The sequence below is a fragment of the Candidatus Microthrix parvicella Bio17-1 genome, from assembly GCF_000299415.1.
Lineage (GTDB): Bacteria > Actinomycetota > Acidimicrobiia > Acidimicrobiales > Microtrichaceae > Microthrix > Microthrix parvicella.
Genome location: NZ_AMPG01000009.1, coordinates 36,327 through 53,805, shown reverse-complemented (window position 1 = coordinate 53,805; position 17,479 = coordinate 36,327). Strand labels below are relative to the sequence as shown.

General features: G+C 62.0%; 13 protein-coding genes, 1 tRNA gene and 1 pseudogene. 10 read left to right on the top strand and 5 right to left on the bottom strand.

Annotation, left to right across the window (positions count from 1 at the left end; translation table 11 throughout):
• Positions 1-113 precede the first annotated feature (113 nt).
• From tuf to MPARV_RS0119920, 5 genes are all read left to right on the top strand, one after another.
• Positions 114-1,301, top strand: coding sequence for an elongation factor Tu (gene tuf, locus MPARV_RS0119945; RefSeq protein WP_020379522.1), 1,188 nt, complete (start codon positions 114-116; stop codon positions 1,299-1,301).
• 9 nt (positions 1,302-1,310) lie between these two features.
• Entirely contained in the window at positions 1,311-1,472 is a 162-nt protein-coding gene (gene rpmG / locus MPARV_RS0119940) for a 50S ribosomal protein L33 (protein WP_012229764.1), read from the top strand.
• Positions 1,473-1,488: 16 nt separating this feature from the next.
• A complete protein-coding gene (locus MPARV_RS0119935) occupies positions 1,489-2,238 on the top strand; it encodes an RNA polymerase sigma factor (protein ID WP_020379521.1) in 750 nt (249 codons plus the stop codon).
• On the top strand, positions 2,228-2,596 hold the full coding sequence (locus MPARV_RS0119930) for an anti-sigma factor (RefSeq protein ID WP_031279525.1): 369 nt from the start codon (positions 2,228-2,230) through the stop codon (positions 2,594-2,596). The genes MPARV_RS0119935 and MPARV_RS0119930 overlap by 11 nt, the downstream gene beginning before the upstream one ends.
• A gap of 115 nt (positions 2,597-2,711) precedes the next feature.
• Positions 2,712-2,784, top strand: a tRNA-Trp gene (locus MPARV_RS0119920).
• Positions 2,785-3,014: 230 nt separating this feature from the next.
• On the opposite strand, the gene MPARV_RS0119915 is transcribed toward MPARV_RS0119920, so the two are convergent.
• Together MPARV_RS0119915 and MPARV_RS23285 are read right to left on the bottom strand one after the other, a co-directional pair.
• The gene (locus tag MPARV_RS0119915; RefSeq protein WP_157789754.1) at positions 3,015-3,398 is read right to left on the bottom strand and encodes a hypothetical protein; all 384 of its coding nucleotides are present in this window, start codon (positions 3,396-3,398) and stop codon (positions 3,015-3,017) included.
• 143 nt (positions 3,399-3,541) lie between these two features.
• A complete protein-coding gene (locus tag MPARV_RS23285; protein ID WP_020379518.1) occupies positions 3,542-4,567 on the bottom strand; it encodes a VldE C-terminal domain-containing protein in 1,026 nt (341 codons plus the stop codon).
• A 458-nt stretch (positions 4,568-5,025) separates the two neighbouring features.
• Here MPARV_RS23285 and MPARV_RS0119905 point away from each other — a divergent pair, with 458 nt between their 5' ends.
• Complete coding sequence (locus MPARV_RS0119905; RefSeq protein ID WP_020379517.1) at positions 5,026-7,572, top strand: restriction endonuclease; 2,547 nt, start codon at positions 5,026-5,028, stop codon at positions 7,570-7,572.
• Positions 7,573-7,726: 154 nt separating this feature from the next.
• Here the strand turns inward: MPARV_RS0119905 and MPARV_RS0119900 are convergent, their stop codons facing one another.
• Positions 7,727-9,031, bottom strand: coding sequence for an IS1380 family transposase (locus tag MPARV_RS0119900; RefSeq protein WP_020378501.1), 1,305 nt, complete (start codon positions 9,029-9,031; stop codon positions 7,727-7,729).
• 252 nt (positions 9,032-9,283) lie between these two features.
• Between MPARV_RS0119900 and MPARV_RS0119895 the strand changes: the two genes are divergently transcribed.
• Positions 9,284-11,479, top strand: a complete 2,196-nt coding sequence (locus tag MPARV_RS0119895) for a type ISP restriction/modification enzyme (protein ID WP_020379514.1) — start codon at positions 9,284-9,286, stop codon at positions 11,477-11,479.
• A 532-nt stretch (positions 11,480-12,011) separates the two neighbouring features.
• Here MPARV_RS0119895 and MPARV_RS0119890 read toward each other — a convergent pair.
• A complete protein-coding gene (locus MPARV_RS0119890; RefSeq protein WP_420886298.1) occupies positions 12,012-13,220 on the bottom strand; it encodes an ISAzo13 family transposase in 1,209 nt (402 codons plus the stop codon).
• Positions 13,221-13,469: 249 nt separating this feature from the next.
• Between MPARV_RS0119890 and MPARV_RS0119885 the strand changes: the two genes are divergently transcribed.
• The 3 genes from MPARV_RS0119885 (at position 13,470) to MPARV_RS25755 (ending at position 16,516) form a co-directional block, all read left to right on the top strand.
• Positions 13,470-13,976, top strand: a complete 507-nt coding sequence (locus tag MPARV_RS0119885) for a hypothetical protein (RefSeq protein WP_157789753.1) — start codon at positions 13,470-13,472, stop codon at positions 13,974-13,976.
• Between the two features lie 1,139 nt (positions 13,977-15,115).
• Positions 15,116-16,267: an IS110 family RNA-guided transposase gene (locus tag MPARV_RS21840; protein WP_051012077.1), complete on the top strand. Its 1,152-nt coding sequence runs from the start codon at positions 15,116-15,118 to the stop codon at positions 16,265-16,267.
• Positions 16,268-16,333: 66 nt separating this feature from the next.
• Entirely contained in the window at positions 16,334-16,516 is a 183-nt protein-coding gene (locus MPARV_RS25755) for a hypothetical protein (RefSeq protein ID WP_020379511.1), read from the top strand.
• 108 nt (positions 16,517-16,624) lie between these two features.
• Here the strand turns inward: MPARV_RS25755 and MPARV_RS26230 are convergent.
• Positions 16,625-16,855 (bottom strand): annotated as a pseudogene (locus MPARV_RS26230) (integrase core domain-containing protein); the annotation flags it as partial.
• Positions 16,856-17,479: the final 624 nt, after the last annotated feature.

The window sequence follows — 17,479 nt, the reverse complement described above, 5'->3', positions numbered from 1 at the left end:
CCACCACAATCACCCCCACCACAATCACCCCCACCACAATCACCCCCACCACAATCACCCCCACCACAATCACCCCCACCACAATCACCCCCACCTGACAAGGAGCAACACTCATGGCCAAGGAGAAGTTCGAGCGGAACAAGCCTCATATGAATGTGGGGACGATGGGTCATATTGACCATGGTAAGACGACGTTGACTGCGGCGATTTCGAAGACGTTGGCTGATCGGGTGGAGGGGAACGAGGCGACTGCGTACGACAATATTGATAAGGCTCCGGAGGAGCGTGAGCGTGGGATCACGATCAATGTGTCGCATGTGGAGTATTTGACTGAGAACCGGCATTATGCGCATGTGGATATGCCTGGTCACGCGGATTATATTAAGAACATGATTACGGGTGCGGCGCAGGTGGATGGCGCGATTTTGGTGGTGTCGGCGGCTGATGGTCCGATGCCGCAGACTCGTGAGCATGTGTTGTTGGCTCGTCAGGTGGGTGTTCCGTCGATTGTTGTGGCGTTGAACAAGGTTGACATGGTTGATGATGAGGAGTTGTTGGAGTTGGTGGAGCTTGAGGTTCGTGAGCTTCTGAGCGAGTTTGAGTTCCCGGGTGATGATATTCCGGTGGTGCCGGTGTCGGCGTTGAAGGCGCTTGAGGGTGATGAGGCTGCTCAGGATCAGGTGATGGAGTTGATGGCGCAGGTGGATGCGTATATTCCGCAGCCTGAGCGTGATTTGGATCGTCCGTTTTTGATGCCGATTGAGGATGTGTTCTCGATTACTGGTCGTGGGACGGTGGTGACGGGGAAGATTGAGCAGGGTGCTGTTCATACTGGTGATGCGATTGAGATTGTTGGTTTGAAGCCGACGCAGAAGACGACGTGTACGGGTGTGGAGATGTTCCGTAAGTTGTTGGATGAGGGTCAGGCTGGGGACAATATTGGTGCGTTGTTGCGTGGTGTGGAGAAGGATGAGGTGCAGCGTGGGCAGGTGTTGGCTGCTCCGGGGTCGATTACTCCGCATACGGATTTTGAGGGTCAGGTGTATGTGTTGACCAAGGATGAGGGTGGTCGGCATAAGCCGTTTTTCTCGGCGTATTCGCCGCAGTTTTATTTCCGGACGACGGATGTGACGGGGACGGTGACGTTGCCGGCGGATAAGGAGATGGTGATGCCTGGGGATAACACGTCGATGACGGTGGAGTTGATTGCGCCGATCGCGATGGAAGAGGGTTTGCGGTTCGCGATTCGTGAGGGTGGTCGTACGGTTGGTGCGGGCCGAGTCACCAAGATCATCAAGTGAGGGTTGGTTATGGCATCTGACAAGCGCATCAAGGCGACGATGGAATGCACCGAGTGCAAGCGTCGCAACTACACCACGGTGAAGTCCAAGGTGAACACCCGGGAACGCTTGGAACTCTCCAAGTTCTGCCCGTGGGACCGCAAGCACACCGTGCACCGCGAGACTCGCTGACCCCAGCGTCGGCTGTATGACCGAGAATGTACCCATGGCCGGACGCCCAGCGTCCCGCCATGGCGCGTCCCGGATTCAGCCGCTGCGTAACGTTGACGGGGCCGTCTCGGTCGAACTCACATCGACCCCACCCGACCTCTACTCAACAGTGCCGCCGCTGGCACGCATTCTGAACGCCGTGCCCGACGGCCCGGCGGGCGACAAACAGATGTCGGCATGGGTCGAGGCGGCACAAGCCGGGGACCGCGAAGCCTTCCAATCGCTGGTGGCCGCCACCTACCGGGATGTATTCACCCTTGCGTTGCGCCTGTGCAGGTCGGAGGACGATGCCCTCGATGTCGCACAGGAGGCCTACCTGCGCGGGTACCGCAGCATCGGCAAGTTTCGGGGCGACGCCAAGTTTTCCACCTGGATGTACCGCATCACGGCCAACTGTGCATCGACCCACCTGAAGAAGCGTTCCCGGCATCGCCACGATGCCCTGGACGATCAGCCGGAACCAACGGACGCCGAGCCCAGCCGCGATCCGGTTGGCAGGGCGGAGAGCACCGAACTGCGGGCCCGTCTGGACGAGGCGCTGGGCACGTTGGCGCCCAAGCTCCGGGCGGTGGTGGTTTTGCGCGATATCTACGACCTGACCCACGAGGACATCGCCGATCAGCTCGGCATTTCGGTCTCGGCGTCCAAGGTGCGGCTACACCGAGCCCGACATCAGCTGCGCGACCAGCTGTTGCCCGACATTGTGGTGGGCAGCCGTGATCTGTGAGGACATCGCCGATTCGTTGCCGCAGGCAGTGGATGGCACCGACGGACTGAAGGCGGCGCATCGCGCCCATGTGGAGACGTGCCTTCGGTGTCAAGCAGAACTGGTGCAGTATCGGAAGCTGCTCCGGGCCATGCACTCGTTGCGAACCGAGGTGATTGAGCCGGCGCCGGGTGCATTGCCAGAACTGCTGGCCGCTGTCGGTGAGGTTGGCGAACACCAGGCCATTCGGTCGTTGATCAACCGCCGCCGGGTGGCCTACGTCGGGGGAATCGTTGCAGCTACGGCCGCCGGCCTCACAGGGGGCGTGTTGATCGCCGCTCGGTCGCGCCGGTCGCGGCCCGCAGCGGCCTCGGCCTGAACCTGTCCTCCCACGCTGAATGGTGCTGCCGGCTGGCGGATCGAGCATTCAGCTTCCGGTCGGGTAGCCGCCTCCGGTAGGCTTGCGGGTTCACCAACACCTTCGGGTGTTGCGAAGGGCAGTAGCTCAATTGGCAGAGCACCGGTCTCCAAAACCGAAGGTTGAGAGTTCAAATCTCTCCTGCCCTGCAAGTCAAGTTCCCTACGGGCGTCATGGCTGGTTGTGGTGACCTCAATGTTCTCTCCCTGGTCCCACCCAGCGCCGTAGCGCCACCACACGACTCCGGGCGTGACGGTGAGTGCCCGGTGCCCGGCCGGAATCGCGACGGCGGTGGCGACCTGCGGGTAGTCGCCGTCCCTCACCGACTGGATCAGCTGAGCAGTGTCCATGGGCGCAGAGTAACGGGAGGGAGTGACGCTCAGGGCGTGCCGGTGATGGTGCGTACCACCGCTGCCCGTCGAGCGTCGGCCGGGATGAACAGCTCGGGCCAGTCCGGCAGCTCGATGTGGTTCCGCCACCGGGTGAGGTCCAGGTCCCATGCGGTCCGTCCGCGTCGTGATGCGAGGTGCTCGGCTTGAGCGATCGCCCGCGCGGTCTCAGCAACGGACCATCCGTTGAGTTCCATGGTCCTGGCGACGATGTCGTCCTCCAGCCCTTCACGGCGTGCGTAGCCGACGTGCTGGGTGAGGTGGCAGGTGCGGCACAAAGCGACGATGGCGGTGAGCACCTGGCGCTTGGTGGCCACGTCGAACGACCACATCTCATGGGTTTCCCAGGTCCGCCACCTACGGGCGATCGTCACCTCGCCACACCATGCGCACGACCCTCCAGTCGTTCGTCCCGCTGCACGCCGGAGGCGTTGCCAACCGTCCGGCTCGATGACCGTCCGCAAGGAAGAACCGTAGGTGGAGCGGGGGAGCATCGAAGGCTGGATCGCCACGTGGATCAGTGGCCGTTCGAGCTGTAGTGCCAGGATTCCTGAGGCCAGTTCGTGAGTCCGAACCGTTTGCTGTTCGCGAGCAGCCAACGGGAGCATTGGTCGCCAAGTCGGACCGTCTGGCCGCCGCAGGTGAAGTCGATCGCCAGCCCCCGTTCGTGCATCGAGGTCCCGGGCTTGGCCGTGGGCGGCCGACAGGCGGTCGACGGCTTCTCGTAGATGTCGTAGCTCGAGGGCCCGCAGTTGTTGCGCCTGGTTCTGATCTGACCTTGAGGGTCGCGGTATCCACCTCCGCCAAGCGGGAGTCCAGCCGCCTGGGCCGCTGCGAACAGCGCTGCGACGTGAGGGGAAATACACCGGTGGACGGTGGTCGTGCCTCGACGGTGTCGAACAGGAACGGTCTGACTTGCAGGGACGGCACCCGACACGGCCGCACAAGCTGCGGGGCCGCCGGGGGAGGCGGCGCCACCCTCACCAGCCGGGCCGGGGATGCATGTACCGGCATCGGTCCCGAGCTTGGTCAGGAGCGTCGCCGCCGCGGACGCAGTTGCCATGAACGGCTGATGACGGCCCTTGTTGAAGGTGACCCACGGCTTCCACGATCCGCCCGCCTCGGACCAGACGGCGTTGGCCATCTTGGCGTTGTCCCACGGGTTGCCCCAGTCGCCCATCGCCATCTTGTCGGGGTGGTAGTAGCCGTTGATCTGCCAGAGCCCGTAGTCGACGCTGCGATGGGAGTCGGTGTTCTGGTTGGTCAAGTGCGGTCGGTGGCTGCTCTCGGCTGAAGCGATAGCGACCGCCAGCGTGAGGTCCTCACCGGTGAAACCAGCGGCGGCGGCCACCTGGGCGACATGGACGGGGTTGAGCGTGTCTGGCCACGGTCCGACAGCAGGAAGACCCTGGCCGGGCGGCAAGACACACGACACCCCGCCGATGGATGCGGCCGCCGCTTGCTGTTGGTGCGAGTAGCCCATTCCCATCATCGCTCCACCACCAAGAAGGATTGCGGCCATCAACGCTCCGAGGATCTTCATCGCCAACGCGCTACCGCCGCGCAGTGGGATTGGTCGGCGAGAGACGGTTCCGGAATGGGCGGAGCGAGCCCCACCATCAGCGCAGGCGACCCGGCGGAACCAGAAGCCCGCCTGATGGTGAGGCTCTAGCGAGGTGGCTAGTCCCGCCTGGCTTCAAGGGGGTGCTTGAAGCCTTGCTCAAACCGTACAAGAACTCTCAGCTCGGGCAGCCCGACTGGGATGCAGCCTCTTTCCGGAGGAGAGAAATCTCGGTGTCACTTACGAGCGTAGATGTGCCTTTTCCTCCGATACGGCGGGTCGTACTCGCTGACGACGAATTGAGCTGACCAGGACCGCCGCTCGCTCCGCAGGAGGGGTATCCAGCTCCCTCAGGGTCAGCTCACCGAGCTGAGGTGGCGGCTGACCCGCTCGTCCGAACTACCCTCGCAGGTAGGTTCCCGAGGGGTTGGAGATGCTGGGTGACGACGTTCCGGCAGTTGTTGGAGGAGTTCGAGGGGGCGGCGAAGTCGCAGGCCGCGAAGGGTCGCCGGTTCGAGGAGTTTTGCGAGGCGTATTTTCAGACTGATCCGGTGTGGGCGGAGCGGTTCGATGCGGTGTGGTCGTGGATGGACTGGCCTGGCCGTGCTGGGGCGGCCGACACTGGGATCGATTTGGTGGCTCGTGAGCGGGGCACCGGGGATTTGGTGGCGATCCAGTGCAAGTTTTATGCACCGACGGCGTCGTTGTCGTGGCCGAACGTTGCGACGTTTGTAGGGATGTTGGGTCGGCCCGAGTTCACTTCGGGGATGATCGTGTCCACGGCCGGGGCGGAGTCCCCCAAGGTGGAGGTCAACCTCGATAGCCACGCCAAGGACACGACGATGTGGCGGGTGGCCGACTTTGAGGAGTCTGCTCTCGATTGGAACTCGTTCAGGATCGAGAAGCCAGCCGAGTTGGCGCTTCAGGATCCGCTGAAGCTCCGCCCTCACCAGGTTGACGCGATCGACGACGTGACGGCGGGGCTGGAGACGGCGGATCGCGGGCAGCTAATCATGGCGTGCGGCACCGGCAAGACCCTCACATCGCTTCGCTTGGCCGAGAAGCAGGTGGGTGTCGGGGGCTCGGTGCTGTTCCTGGTGCCGTCGATCAACCTGCTGTCGCAGTCAGTGAAGGCGTGGGCGAGCAACGCTGAGGTGTCGCTGGCGACGTTCGCCGTTTGCTCGGACGCCCACGCAGGAAAACGGCGCAGCGACGAGGACATGTCGGCCAACGACCTGTCGATCCCGGCGTCCACGAACACCCAGGCGCTCTTGGACGCGGTCAATGCGCGGGCTACTGACAGCAACATGACGGTGGTGTTCTCCACCTACCAGTCGATTGATGTGATCACCCAGGCCCAGGAGGACGGGATCGGTCAGTTCGATCTGGTGATCTGCGACGAAGCCCACCGCACCACCGGCGCCTTCTCCGACATCGACGACCAGTCGACGTTTACCAAGGTCCATTTCAATGAGTACGTGAACGCCGCTAAGCGGCTGTATATGACCGCAACACCCCGGGTGTATGGGGACCAGGCCAAGGCCAAGGCGGCCGAGGGCGACGTGTTGGTGGCGTCGATGGACGACGTGTCGACGTTCGGGCCGATCTTTCACGAACTCGCTTTTGGCGAAGCGGTCGCTCAAGGCCTGTTGTGTGACTACAAGGTCATCGTGTTGGCGGTCAATGAGGACGCCGTGTCGTCGGCGTTCCAACGCCAGCTCGCCAAGACCGACGGTGAGCTCGGCTTGGACGATGTGTCGCGGATCGTGGGCTGTTGGCATGGCCTGTCCAAACGCGGACCGCAGTTCGATGACGACGACGTTCCGATGAGGAGGGCGGTCGCGTTCTCGTCGACCATCAAGCAGTCGAAGGCGTTCACCGATGCGTTCCCCGAGATTGCCAACGAGGTGTTCGAGGACCGCAAGCACCGCAACGCAGTGAAGGTCGAAGCCCAGCACGTTGACGGCAAGACCAACGTGAAGGTCCGGTCCGAAGCGATTGCCTGGTTGGAGGAACCACCGGGCCAGGGCGTTTGTCGAGTGCTGTCGAACGCCCGGTGCCTCACCGAAGGGGTCGATGTACCAGCGTTGGACGCGGTGCTGTTCCTCCAGGCCCGGAAGAGCATCGTCGACGTCGTTCAGGCGGTCGGCAGGGTGATGCGCCTCGCAGAGGGCAAGGACTTTGGGTATGTGATCTTGCCGGTCGGGATCCCGGCCGGTGTCGCGCCCGAGGACGCCCTTCGCGATCAGAAGAGCTACAAGGTGGTCTGGCAGGTCCTCCAAGCGCTCCGGTCCCACGACGAGCGCCTCGAAGCCGAGATCAACAAGATCGACATCAACAAGACGTCATCGAAGATCCGGGTGATCGGGATCGGTCTCGGCAACGGCGGCGACGATCCTGCCAACCCCGGCGACAAGCTCAAGACCACCGAATCAGCCAAAGGCACCCAGCTCGAACTCCCGGACCTTCACGAGTGGCACGACGCCCTCTACGCCCGGATCGTGGAGAAGGTCGGCAACCGCAAGTACATGGCCAACTGGGCCGACGACATCGCCAAGATCGCCGCAGCCCAGGAGACTCGCATCCGCGGACTCCTTGCCCATCCCGACCAAAACCCCGAGGCTGTCGCCCGGTTCGACGAGTTCCTCGCCGCCCTCCAGAACAACCTCAACGATGCCGTCACCCGCGAAGACGCCATCGGGATGCTCTCCCAGCACCTCATCACCCGGCCAGTGTTCGAAGCGCTCTTCGGCCACGACCAGTTCACCGCCGCCAACCCCGTGTCCCAAGTGATGGACACCATGATCGCCACCCTCGATGACGCCAACCTCGCTGCCGAAACCGCAGCGCTCGAAGGGTTCTACGAACACATCCGCATGCTCATCGGCGGGATCGACACCGCCGACGGCCGCCAACGCGTCATCACCGAGCTCTACGAACAGTTCTTCCGCAAGGCCCTCCCTAAGCCTGGATCCACCGGTGTTTGATAACAGTCGCGGATTGTGACGTTTGACTGACGCCCATTCATGGTTTGGTGTGGTTTCTGTGGTTCGGGGCGCGCCGAAACCAGGATCGTGGCAGGGTGGGGTGTGTCCGGACGGTCGGTGTTGTATGGCGGGTTCGGGGCCGCCAGGGTGGGAGCTATCCCGACCAGCGGGGCATGGCCGCGATCGAGGAGTTGCATGCTTGGATCCATTCGGCTGCGGGCCAGTCGAGAGGTCCGGAGATCCTCGGTTTGCCTTGTGGGCGACACACCCGGACCGCGAACGCGATGTACAGGTGCCGGATCGTGGCGAGGGTGGTGCGTTGTCGGACCGGGAACCCGTCGGTGTCGAAGTTGGTCGCCCAGCGGGCGATGTTGTGGGCGATCCCCGCGCAGATCACCCACGCGGCGTTGGCGTGACGGTCTGCCGACGGGATGTGGGCGAGCCCAGCGGCTTTGAGATCACGGATGTTCAACTCCACGATCGCGTGGGCACGATGGTAGGCGTCGGCCTCGACGGTTGGGAGCCCGTTCGAGGTGATGAACGCGTGGTGTTCCCACGTATCAAAGAGCGCACCGTCGGCGGTGTTACGGACCCGACGGCAGATGATCCGCCCCCACTTGTCATCGAAGATCTGGGCGACCTGGGCAACACCGGCCGGATAGACGATTGGCTCCCAACGGTCCTCGGGAACCGTGTTGATCAGGTCCCACATCCGCGAAGTTCGTTTCACCGTCACCGAATACCCGACATTCAGGTGAACACACCGGTCGATCAACTTCTCGGACCAGAACCCCGAATCGGCCCGGATCTCGATCGGTCCGACGTGCCCCGCCCGCCGAAGCCGACCAACAACGATCGACAACATCCGACGCGAACCGGCAGCGGTGTGGGCGTTGCCGTCACGGTTCCCACACGCGACGATCTCCCCGGTGTCGGCGATCGTGGCGACCAGCGGGTGATAGCCCAACTCTTTGGTGTAGCCGTAGGCGGCGCCTTCCTTCGCGGAGGAGAACACCCGGGCGATCGTCGAGTCGAAATCGACGACGACGGTGCCGTGACGCCACGGGGCCAGCCCGGCGTTCCACGCCCGGACGAACAACTCACCCGCGAGCAGATCGAGCTGGGTGACCGACACTTTGTCGAAACACCGAAGCCACGTGCCCAACGTGGACGGCGCATACGTGTGATGAGCCAACAGCTGGTTGGTAGCACCAGCGCGGAGCCGGTTGGCGTGGTCGATGTGGGAACCACCCGCGATCATCGTGGCGACCAGCGTTTCCAGCTTCGGTCCGACGTTCGCCGACCCATCCCCTTGGACGTTCACCCACCGCTGTGCGGTCTCGGCGACACCCAACCGTTCGAACATGGCTGAGACCAACATCAGCCCGCCATCACCAGACAGTTTCGGATCGTCAAAGTCGATCTTGATCGGACCGTTGCCATAGACCAGACTGCTCACCGGCAGTGCCTCCTCGTGCGTGGAAATCTTTGTGCTTTGAACACTCGAAGTTTCCCACCCCAAGGGGGCACTTGTCGCGTTGAGGAACATTCAACTCATGTCACACGCAAACCCCACCGGTGGATCCAGGCTAAGACTGTCCAAGCACTCGGTATCGTCTACACCCCTGTCGAGATCGTCGACTTCATCAACCGCTCCGTCAACGATCTCCTCGTCAAGCACTTCGACGGAACCACCATCTCTGACGAAGGCGTGCACGTTCTCGACCCGTTTACAGGGACCGGCACCTTCATCTCCCGTTTGCTCGACTCCGGCCTGATACAACCCGAAGACCTCGACCGCAAGTACCGGGAGGAGCTCCACGCCAACGAGATCGTCCTGTTCGCGTACTACATCGCAGCAATCAACATTGAGACCACCTACAACGCCCTCGCTCAAGGCAACGCGTACATGCCGTTCGATGGGATCGTGCTCACCGACACGTTCCAGCTCTCCGAAGCAGGGGACCCAATGGACGAACTGTTCTTCCCCCGCAACAACGCCCGGGCCGACAAACAGAAGACGCTCGACATCAGAGTGATCGTCGGCAACCCGCCGTACTCCGTCGGGCAGACGTCCCAGAATGACGACAATCAGAACCTCGACTATCCCACCCTCGATGCATCGATCGCATCGACGTACGCCGAGCGATCTTCAGCGACGTTGAAGTCCAAGCTCTACGACTCGTATATCCGTGCCATCCGTTGGGCATCCAACCGCATCCAAGCCTCCCCCGACGGCGGAATCGTCGGCTTCGTCTCCAACGGCGGCTGGATTGATTCCAACTCAGGCGATGGGATCCGCCTCACCCTCGCCGACGAATTCCACCACATCTACATCTACAACCTACGCGGCAACCAACGAACGTCCGGCGAACAATCACGACGCGAAGGCGGGAAGGTGTTCGGATCGGGAAGCCGCAACACCGTGGCCATCACCCTCCTTATCCGCCAACCGGGATCACCCCCCACCGGCGGCGCACAAATCCACTATCACGACATCGGCGACTACCTCAACCGGCAGGCCAAGCTTGAACTGGTCAAACGTGCCACCGTTGCCAACCTCCTTTGGGACTCAGTCCAGCCGAATTCCTCCGGCGACTGGATCAACCAGCGTGATGCCACATACGACATGCACATCCCGCTAGCGGGAGTTGGCGGCATCTTCCACACCAAGACACTCGGTCTCGTCACAGCGAGGGACGCGTGGGTTTACAACTCCTCTCAATCGAAACTCTCGGCCAACGTCGAGCGCATGATCAGCCACTACAACTCTCAGGTTGGCGACTACCTCCGTGCCGTGGCGACTGAGGGGGTGGCCGACACCAAGGAGGGGGCCGCCGCGTTCGCCGACCGAGATGACACGAAACACAGCTGGGACCGAGGTGATTTCGCTCGCATGGCGAAAGGCCAGCGATACGAACTGACCGACGACATGCTCCGCACCAGCCTGTATCGGCCGTTCCTAAAGCAGCGTGTCGCGTTCGATAGAACCGTCAACAACGACACCTACCAGCTACCGAAGCTCTACCCCACGCCAGAGGCGACGAACCGGGGAATCAGCATTGTCACGCAGGGTTCAAAATCCCCATTTGGCGTCACAGCCACGGACACGATCCCTTGTCTCCATCTGATCGGCTCTGACGCGACATCGTTCTTGGCCCGTTGGCGGTACGAGGAGCCTGACGACGCTGACAGTCTCTTTGGCGGCGAGTCCGGCTGGAGGAAGGTCTCCAACCTCAACCCCGATGCCGTCCGCCGCTTCCAAGTAACCCTTGGGCCCGACATCGACGACGACGACGTTTTCCACTTCGTCTACGGCGCCCTCCACTCGCCAGAGTTCCGGGAGCGGTACGAATCGAACCTCAAGAAGGAAGCACCCCGCGTTCCGCTGCCCGGCAACCGGGCCTCCTTCGACGCCTACCGAGACGCTGGCGCAGCACTCATGGGACTCCACATCGGCTACGAAACCGTCGAGCCCTACCCGCTCGAAGAGCAGTGGCAACACGGCGCCGACCCCACCACCGACCCGTCGGTCCTCCGCGTCGGCGACAAGAAGATGCGTTACCCCAAGGTGACTGACCCCAAGACTGGCAAGAAGGTCCCGGACCGCACCCAGCTGATCTACAACCCGCACCTCACTCTGACCGGCATCCCCGAACGAGCCCACGACTACAAGCTCGGAACCCGCAGCGGCGTCGACTGGATCATCGATCGCTACTACATCAAGACCGACAAGGCCTCCGGCATCGTCAACGACCCCAACGACTGGGCCGACGAACATGACGACCCCCGATACATCCTCGACCTCATCGGCCGCGTCATCACCCTCTCACTCCAAACTCTCGACGTCATCGAATCCTTACCTTCCCTTTTTCCCGCATCATCACAACTAGGTCGAACCTCATGACTCCAGCCAGAAAATCAAGAATGATTTCAGTGCGCCTCCGGGCTGCCATGGCCGGGATCGCTGGAAGCGCTGCAGCGTTGGCTTTCTGGCTTGTGGCTTCAACGGCCTTTGCTGGGGCGCCCAACTTGGCTCCCGTCACCGTGGCCTTTGGACTGGCCACATCCATAGCGTTCTTGGTTTGCCAAACAGCTAGTCAAGACGACGAATCTGCGCAAGTTAGTTCGACCTACGACTTGCTGCGGAGATCTTCCTCGATCGCAAGAAGATCATTAAGGAGGTTTCTCCGAGGCCTTCTTCCCTACCTTCTTCCAGCGATTCTCGCAGGGGTAACTGTACACATATATGCGGAAGAGGGTCGAGTTAGGTTGCCTTACCTGTATAATTTCAGCCAAGCATCGGTTGCCTTCGGAGCGATCCTTCTGGCTGGGGCTGTAATTGTGGTGAGTCTACTCTTGCTTCCCCGGTCGACTGAATCCAGCTTTGCCGCGTTGCTCGGGTTCCACCTGGACCATACTGAGGGCCCGCCGCGGGTTTAGTTGGACGTTTGGGGTGTGTGGCTAATCGTGTAGTTCCAGTCGCCGTGCCAGTCATGTTTGGTGATCGGTATTGCGTTGAACTGAGCGTCGGTGATCTTGACGCCTTTGGGGTAGACGTGGGCGTCGTAGGCGGCCTGGATGGTGAGCCCGCCTTGGGTGGTCGTCGCTGAGATCAGCTCGACGACGGTGCGGATGTTGGTGAGAGGGCGGCCTCGCCAGTTGATCGTGATGAAACTGAACATCCGATGCTCGATCTTGTTCCATTTCGAGGTGCCGGGCGGGTAGTGACACACCGTGATGTCCAGGCCCGTTCGTTCGGCGAGTCGGGCGAGATGCCATTTCCAAGCTCGGACCCGGTACCCGTTCGACCCGCCACAATCGGCGGTGATCAACAGTCGGGTCGCGTTGGGGAACTTGTGTTTGCCGAGGGTGTCCCACCACTTCTCAATCGCCGCAACGGCGAACTCGGAGGTGTCGGCTGTGTCACCGACCGATACCCAACCTTCGTTGTTCGCAACGTCGTAGACCCCGTAGGGGATTGCTTTGCCCAAGGCCGGGTCGGGGAAGTCGTGGACGTCGGTCCGGACCGGTTCGCCTTTGGGCTGATATTCGGTGCCACCGTTGGACTTGTTGCCCAACAGTTCCTTCTTCTTGGTGTCCACCGACAGCACCGGATCACCCGAGTCCAAGAACGCGTCGACGAGGCCACCCAGATAGTGGAACTGGCCGTCCCGGTCGGGGTTCGTTGACCCTTCGGCCTGCTTCGATGGGGCCTGCAACGAATAGCCGTTCTGGGCCAACAGGCGCCGGACCAGCTCTGCTGACGCAACGAACCCCTGAGCTTTGACCTCTCGGGACAGTTCGTAGGTCGACTTCAGGGTCCACCGCAACGCCGACATCGGATGACCCCGTGTCGTTGGCGACACCAACTCCTCGATCGCTTCCCACAAGCCGGGCTGTTTCTCGATCGCGGGTTTGTCACCAGCGCCCTCTTCGCGGACCCAGTCGCTCACCTCCGCGCCGGCCACGATCTCGTTTGCTCCCTTGATCACCGTCGAACGGGACATACCAGTCAACTTGGCGACCTTCGTGCGCCCGCCACGACCGACCATCTCTGCCACAGCACCCGCACACAAGCGACGCTGCCGCTCATCCAGATGCGGCAGAACCGCCCCCAAACAGTCCTTCAACGCCTCATCGGTGATCTCCACACGCCCAAACTACACCGCGCGTCTAATCTCATGGCGGACCCTGAGGACGAGGATTCCATGGTTGGATGGCTGCCGAGAGCTCGCCGAGCGAGGCCAGGCGAGCACATGGTCCTGATCGACGTCCTTTCGAGTGCAAACATGCAAGTCCAAGAGGACGCAGTTCTACTCCTACGTGATTGTCTCAGCAGCGTGGGGGTGCATCTAACTCGCGTTGTTTCGGAGCAGCCTGGGAGCTACTTCTCCGTGTTTCTGGGCCGATTTCCGGAGCGTTGGAAAGGAGAAGCCAAGTGGGTGCTATGGAGCGAACTCGTCAAAGTCCTGAAGTCAGCATTTGGGGAATTGCCTGCTCAAACTAGTGCTATTTTGGGCATAGACAATGCCGCGGTCGTCTTAGTGAGCATGGACGATCGCGAAAGGCCTAGCGCTGTTGAGTTCTATGATGGGCCGGGAGTGGGTTTGAACTGTGAAGTTGAGGGATGTCCGCCTGAATGGGGGCTTGGAGTCTATCGAATCAACGAGGCGTTGGCGGGCCGCAAGGACATCGACCGCGTCGTTGGGACCGAACCTCGGAAGATGGCCATCGCAATCACCCAACAGGCGACTGTCGTAAGGACGGACATCCGAGACTCGGCTGCGGCGGGATGGTTGCATGCGCAATCGTTGGATAGGACCGAGCAGGTGCTCGCTCTGCCGCATACGCCGCTGGCGTTGTCGCCGACGACCAGGCCGCACGACGATGACGACTCGTGAGGTTCGACCATGTCTAGAGCTGACCGGATATTTGAGGAGTTGCGTCGGGGAGGGCTGAGCTCAGGTGATGTGAGTGGGATCTGTTTTGCTAAGCTCGATGAGTTGACGCCACGCGCAAGGTGGGCAGGACGTACACTCGTCCTGCTCGTCCTCGGCAGCGCTGTCGTGGTGGCAGGCGACTTCAGCGAGTTCTCAGAACTGAATTTGAGTAGCGACGTATCGGGTTGGGTAGAGCTCTGGTACCCCCTAGCGTTCTCTTCCGGAATAGCGGCGTGGGTTTCCAAACTGGCTTCATTGTCTAACTGGGCTTCTATTGCCAAGATTGCGACTGCTGAGTCGGGATTCTCGTCGGGTGACGGTGGTCGTAACCCAGTTGCGGTGCTGCTGACAGGCTGTGACAGCGATTCGCAGTTTGCCTTCGCGCGGTGGATGGATCTTCATTCGGAGATGGGATATGACCAGAGACCGCGAGACGCGATTGCGGCAACGTTAGAACGCATTCAGGGCCTCCTCCGCGCCCTCGCGCTTGCGGCCGCTTGGTTCGTCTGCACTCTGAACTCGTTCGAATCTCGAGAGTCCGCAGGACTTCCCACTGTTTGCCTGGGCCTTTCAACGTTGATCATCGCTGGATCGATAGCTTCGTATCGCGCATGCTTGTTGGATGTACCCGACTGAGCATCGGCAGCTGGAGAAGGATAGATCACGGCAGCGGACACTTTGATCTGCCAAGGCCCGTATTGGCTTGTGGTGAACCGGAAGCTGACTCAAGCCGACGCCGCTGCCGCCGAACCAGTCTTCCTCGTCGACATTGGGCGGCTCGATGGTGCCCGGTAGCTTGCAAGTTCGGCCCGCAACCAGCGGGCAGGTAGGTCGGCGAGGTTGTGAACGGATGGGCCTCCTCCTGTTGGTGCCTGATTAACACTGCTGGTGGACGTTGCGGTGTTTCCGTAGCGTTGTGAGGGTCCGGTCGGCTGGCTCGGTTAGTGCCTGCCGCCTCGGTTGAGGCTGGCTTCTTTTCGAACTGTCTGCCGGCCGGATTCTCTTGCTGTGGCGTGGCTCGAAAGAGGCGAGAGCACATCGAACCCGAATCAGGAATGCCCGCCACGGTCCCCACCCATTGACCGGAAGGCGACATCACCATGACCATCATGATCGGAATCGATCCTCACAAAGCGACCCACACAGCGGTCGCGATCGACGGCGACGAACGGGTCCTCGACGAGTTCACCCTGCGAGCCTCGAAAGCACAGACGACGCGGTTGCGTTCCTGGGCGGGACAGTTCGACGGCCCGGAGTGGGCGGTCGAGTCCGCCCGCGGACTCGGCTATCTGTTGGCCCAACAGCTTGTCGCCGCTGGGGAGACCGTGTTTGACGTGCCACCGCTGCTGGCCTCGAGGGTGAGGGTGTTGGGATCGGGACGTTCCCAGAAGAACGACCCCAACGACGCCCGCTCGGTCGCGATCGCAGCGATGCGGTCGGACCGGCTCTGTCGGGTCACCACAGATGATCACGCCCAGGTGTTGCGCCTGTTGGTGAAACGCCACCGCGACACAGCGCAGCTCCGAGCCAAGCTGATCGTTCGGCTCTCAGCTCTGACGACCGAACTGTCAGCGGGCGGGATCGGGCCAAAAGCCACACCACAGAAGGCGATCGAGCTCCTCAAGAGGGTCGAAGTGACCGACGAGGTGGCACGTTCCCGGGTGCTGATCGCCGGTGAACTCCTCGACGACGTGGCGCGCCTCGACCTGTTGTTGAAGCCATCAAAGCAACGGATCGAGACGGCCGTCGTCACGTCGGGAACCACCTTGTGTGACATCGTCGGGATCGGCCCGATCTGCGCGGCGACGATCATCGGCTACACCGGGAACATCGGCCGGTTCCCGACCCGGGCACACTTCGCGACCTACAACGCGACAGCGCCGATCGAAGCGTCTTCGGGCGGCAAGGTCCGTCACCGGCTCAACCCGCGGGGGAACCGGCAGCTCAACTTCGCGATCCACATCGCCGCTGTCGTTCAGATCCGCTCCGGAGACGAAGGCCGAGTGTTCTACGACCGCAAAATCGCCGAAGGTAGATCCAACAAGGAAGCGACCCGCTCGTTGAAAAACGACGGATCTCTGATCGGGTCTACAGCCACCTCGTCGCCGACGCGAAACGGGCAGCCGCGAGCTGAACGGCAGGTGGGTCCGGGAGGACAACCAGGAACGACTCTGCAATCCAGCGTGGCCGGCTTGAATCCTGAACACCGGCGCTTCGGACAAGTCACTTCCCGGACCCGACAATCACGATAGGACCGACCCCGGCACCTCCGCCAGGGACCCCACCGAACGCGCCCACCATCACCCCGAAAGAACCCCTTGACACAAAGAGGCTTCGAGAAGTCGTCCGGTCCCTATTCGCCGGCCTTTCTGCCTGATTCGGTGATGCTGCTGGTGTTGGCGGGCACGTTGAAGCCGGCGCTTGGGGTGTTGCTGCTTGACCAGGGAGCGGTTCAGGCGGCGGTTCGGTATTCGTTGATCAGCCCGGCGCAGGTGGGGTGACGTTCGATCGGTTGGTCTATGCCGATCGGGGTGACGTCCGGTGTCGTTGGGTGCCCGTTGGTGGAGTCCTCGGTGCGGGCGATGGCTGTTGTAGTGCTCGACGTATTCCTCGAGCAGGGATCGGAGCTGTCGCTCGTTCCAGATGATGGTTCGGTCGAGGAATTCGTGACGGAGCGTGCGCACCCATCGTTCGGCCAACGCGTTGGCTTGAGGTGACCGCGGCGGTGTTCTGATTGCGGTGATTCCGGAGCCGCCGAGGACTGCGTCGAAGGATCGGGTGAACTGGCCAGCACCATCGCGAATCAAGAATCGGAACGGGTGACGATCGCCGAGCTTCATCGTCAGGTTGCGGGCGGCTTGGGTGGCCCAGGAGCCGGTGGGGTTGGGGGTGATCCCTGCCAAGTGCACACGCCGTGTGGCGACCTCGATGACGAACAGAACGTGGAATCGGCGAAGCAGCGCGGTGTCGACACAAGCGAAGTCGGTAGCCAGAATTGTTTTCGACTGTGAATGGATGAACTCCGACCACGACGGCCCGGTTCGGTCGCGTGTCGGGTCAATGCCAGCGGCACGGAGAACCTTCCAGACGGTCGACGCGGCGAGTTGTGACCGAGCCGTGCGAGTTCCCCGTGGATACGCCGGTACCCCCAGTCGGGATTTTCGTTGGCGAGGCCGATGATCAGACGTCTCAGGTCGGGGTCGATCGGTGGGCGTCCGCGTTTGGGTGTGGGCGGTTGGGTCCAGTGCCGTGCGACAAGTCGACGATGCCATCGCAGCACGGTTTCGGGTCGGACAATCAGGAACGTCGCCGCCCGGCGCGTCCGATCCATCGTGCTGCTGAGGAGGGCAAGGATCGTGCGGTCGGTTTCGTTGAACCTTGGCCGGTCGATCTGGCGTTGCAACACGAAGACGTGGTGGCGGAGCGCAAGGATCCGCGTCTCGGGAGTCGCCGCTGGCGAAGAC

Excerpts from the sequence above, each read along its gene's own strand:
- MPARV_RS21840 (WP_051012077.1), top strand. The coding sequence starts at position 15,116 with ATGACCATCATGATCGGAATCGATCCTCACAAAGCGACCCACACAGCG.
- MPARV_RS0119935 (WP_020379521.1), top strand. The coding sequence starts at position 1,489 with ATGACCGAGAATGTACCCATGGCCGGACGCCCAGCGTCCCGCCATGGC.
- rpmG (WP_012229764.1), top strand. The coding sequence starts at position 1,311 with ATGGCATCTGACAAGCGCATCAAGGCGACGATGGAATGCACCGAGTGC.
- MPARV_RS23285 (WP_020379518.1), bottom strand. The coding sequence starts at position 4,567 with ATGAAGATCCTCGGAGCGTTGATGGCCGCAATCCTTCTTGGTGGTGGA.
- tuf (WP_020379522.1), top strand. The coding sequence starts at position 114 with ATGGCCAAGGAGAAGTTCGAGCGGAACAAGCCTCATATGAATGTGGGG.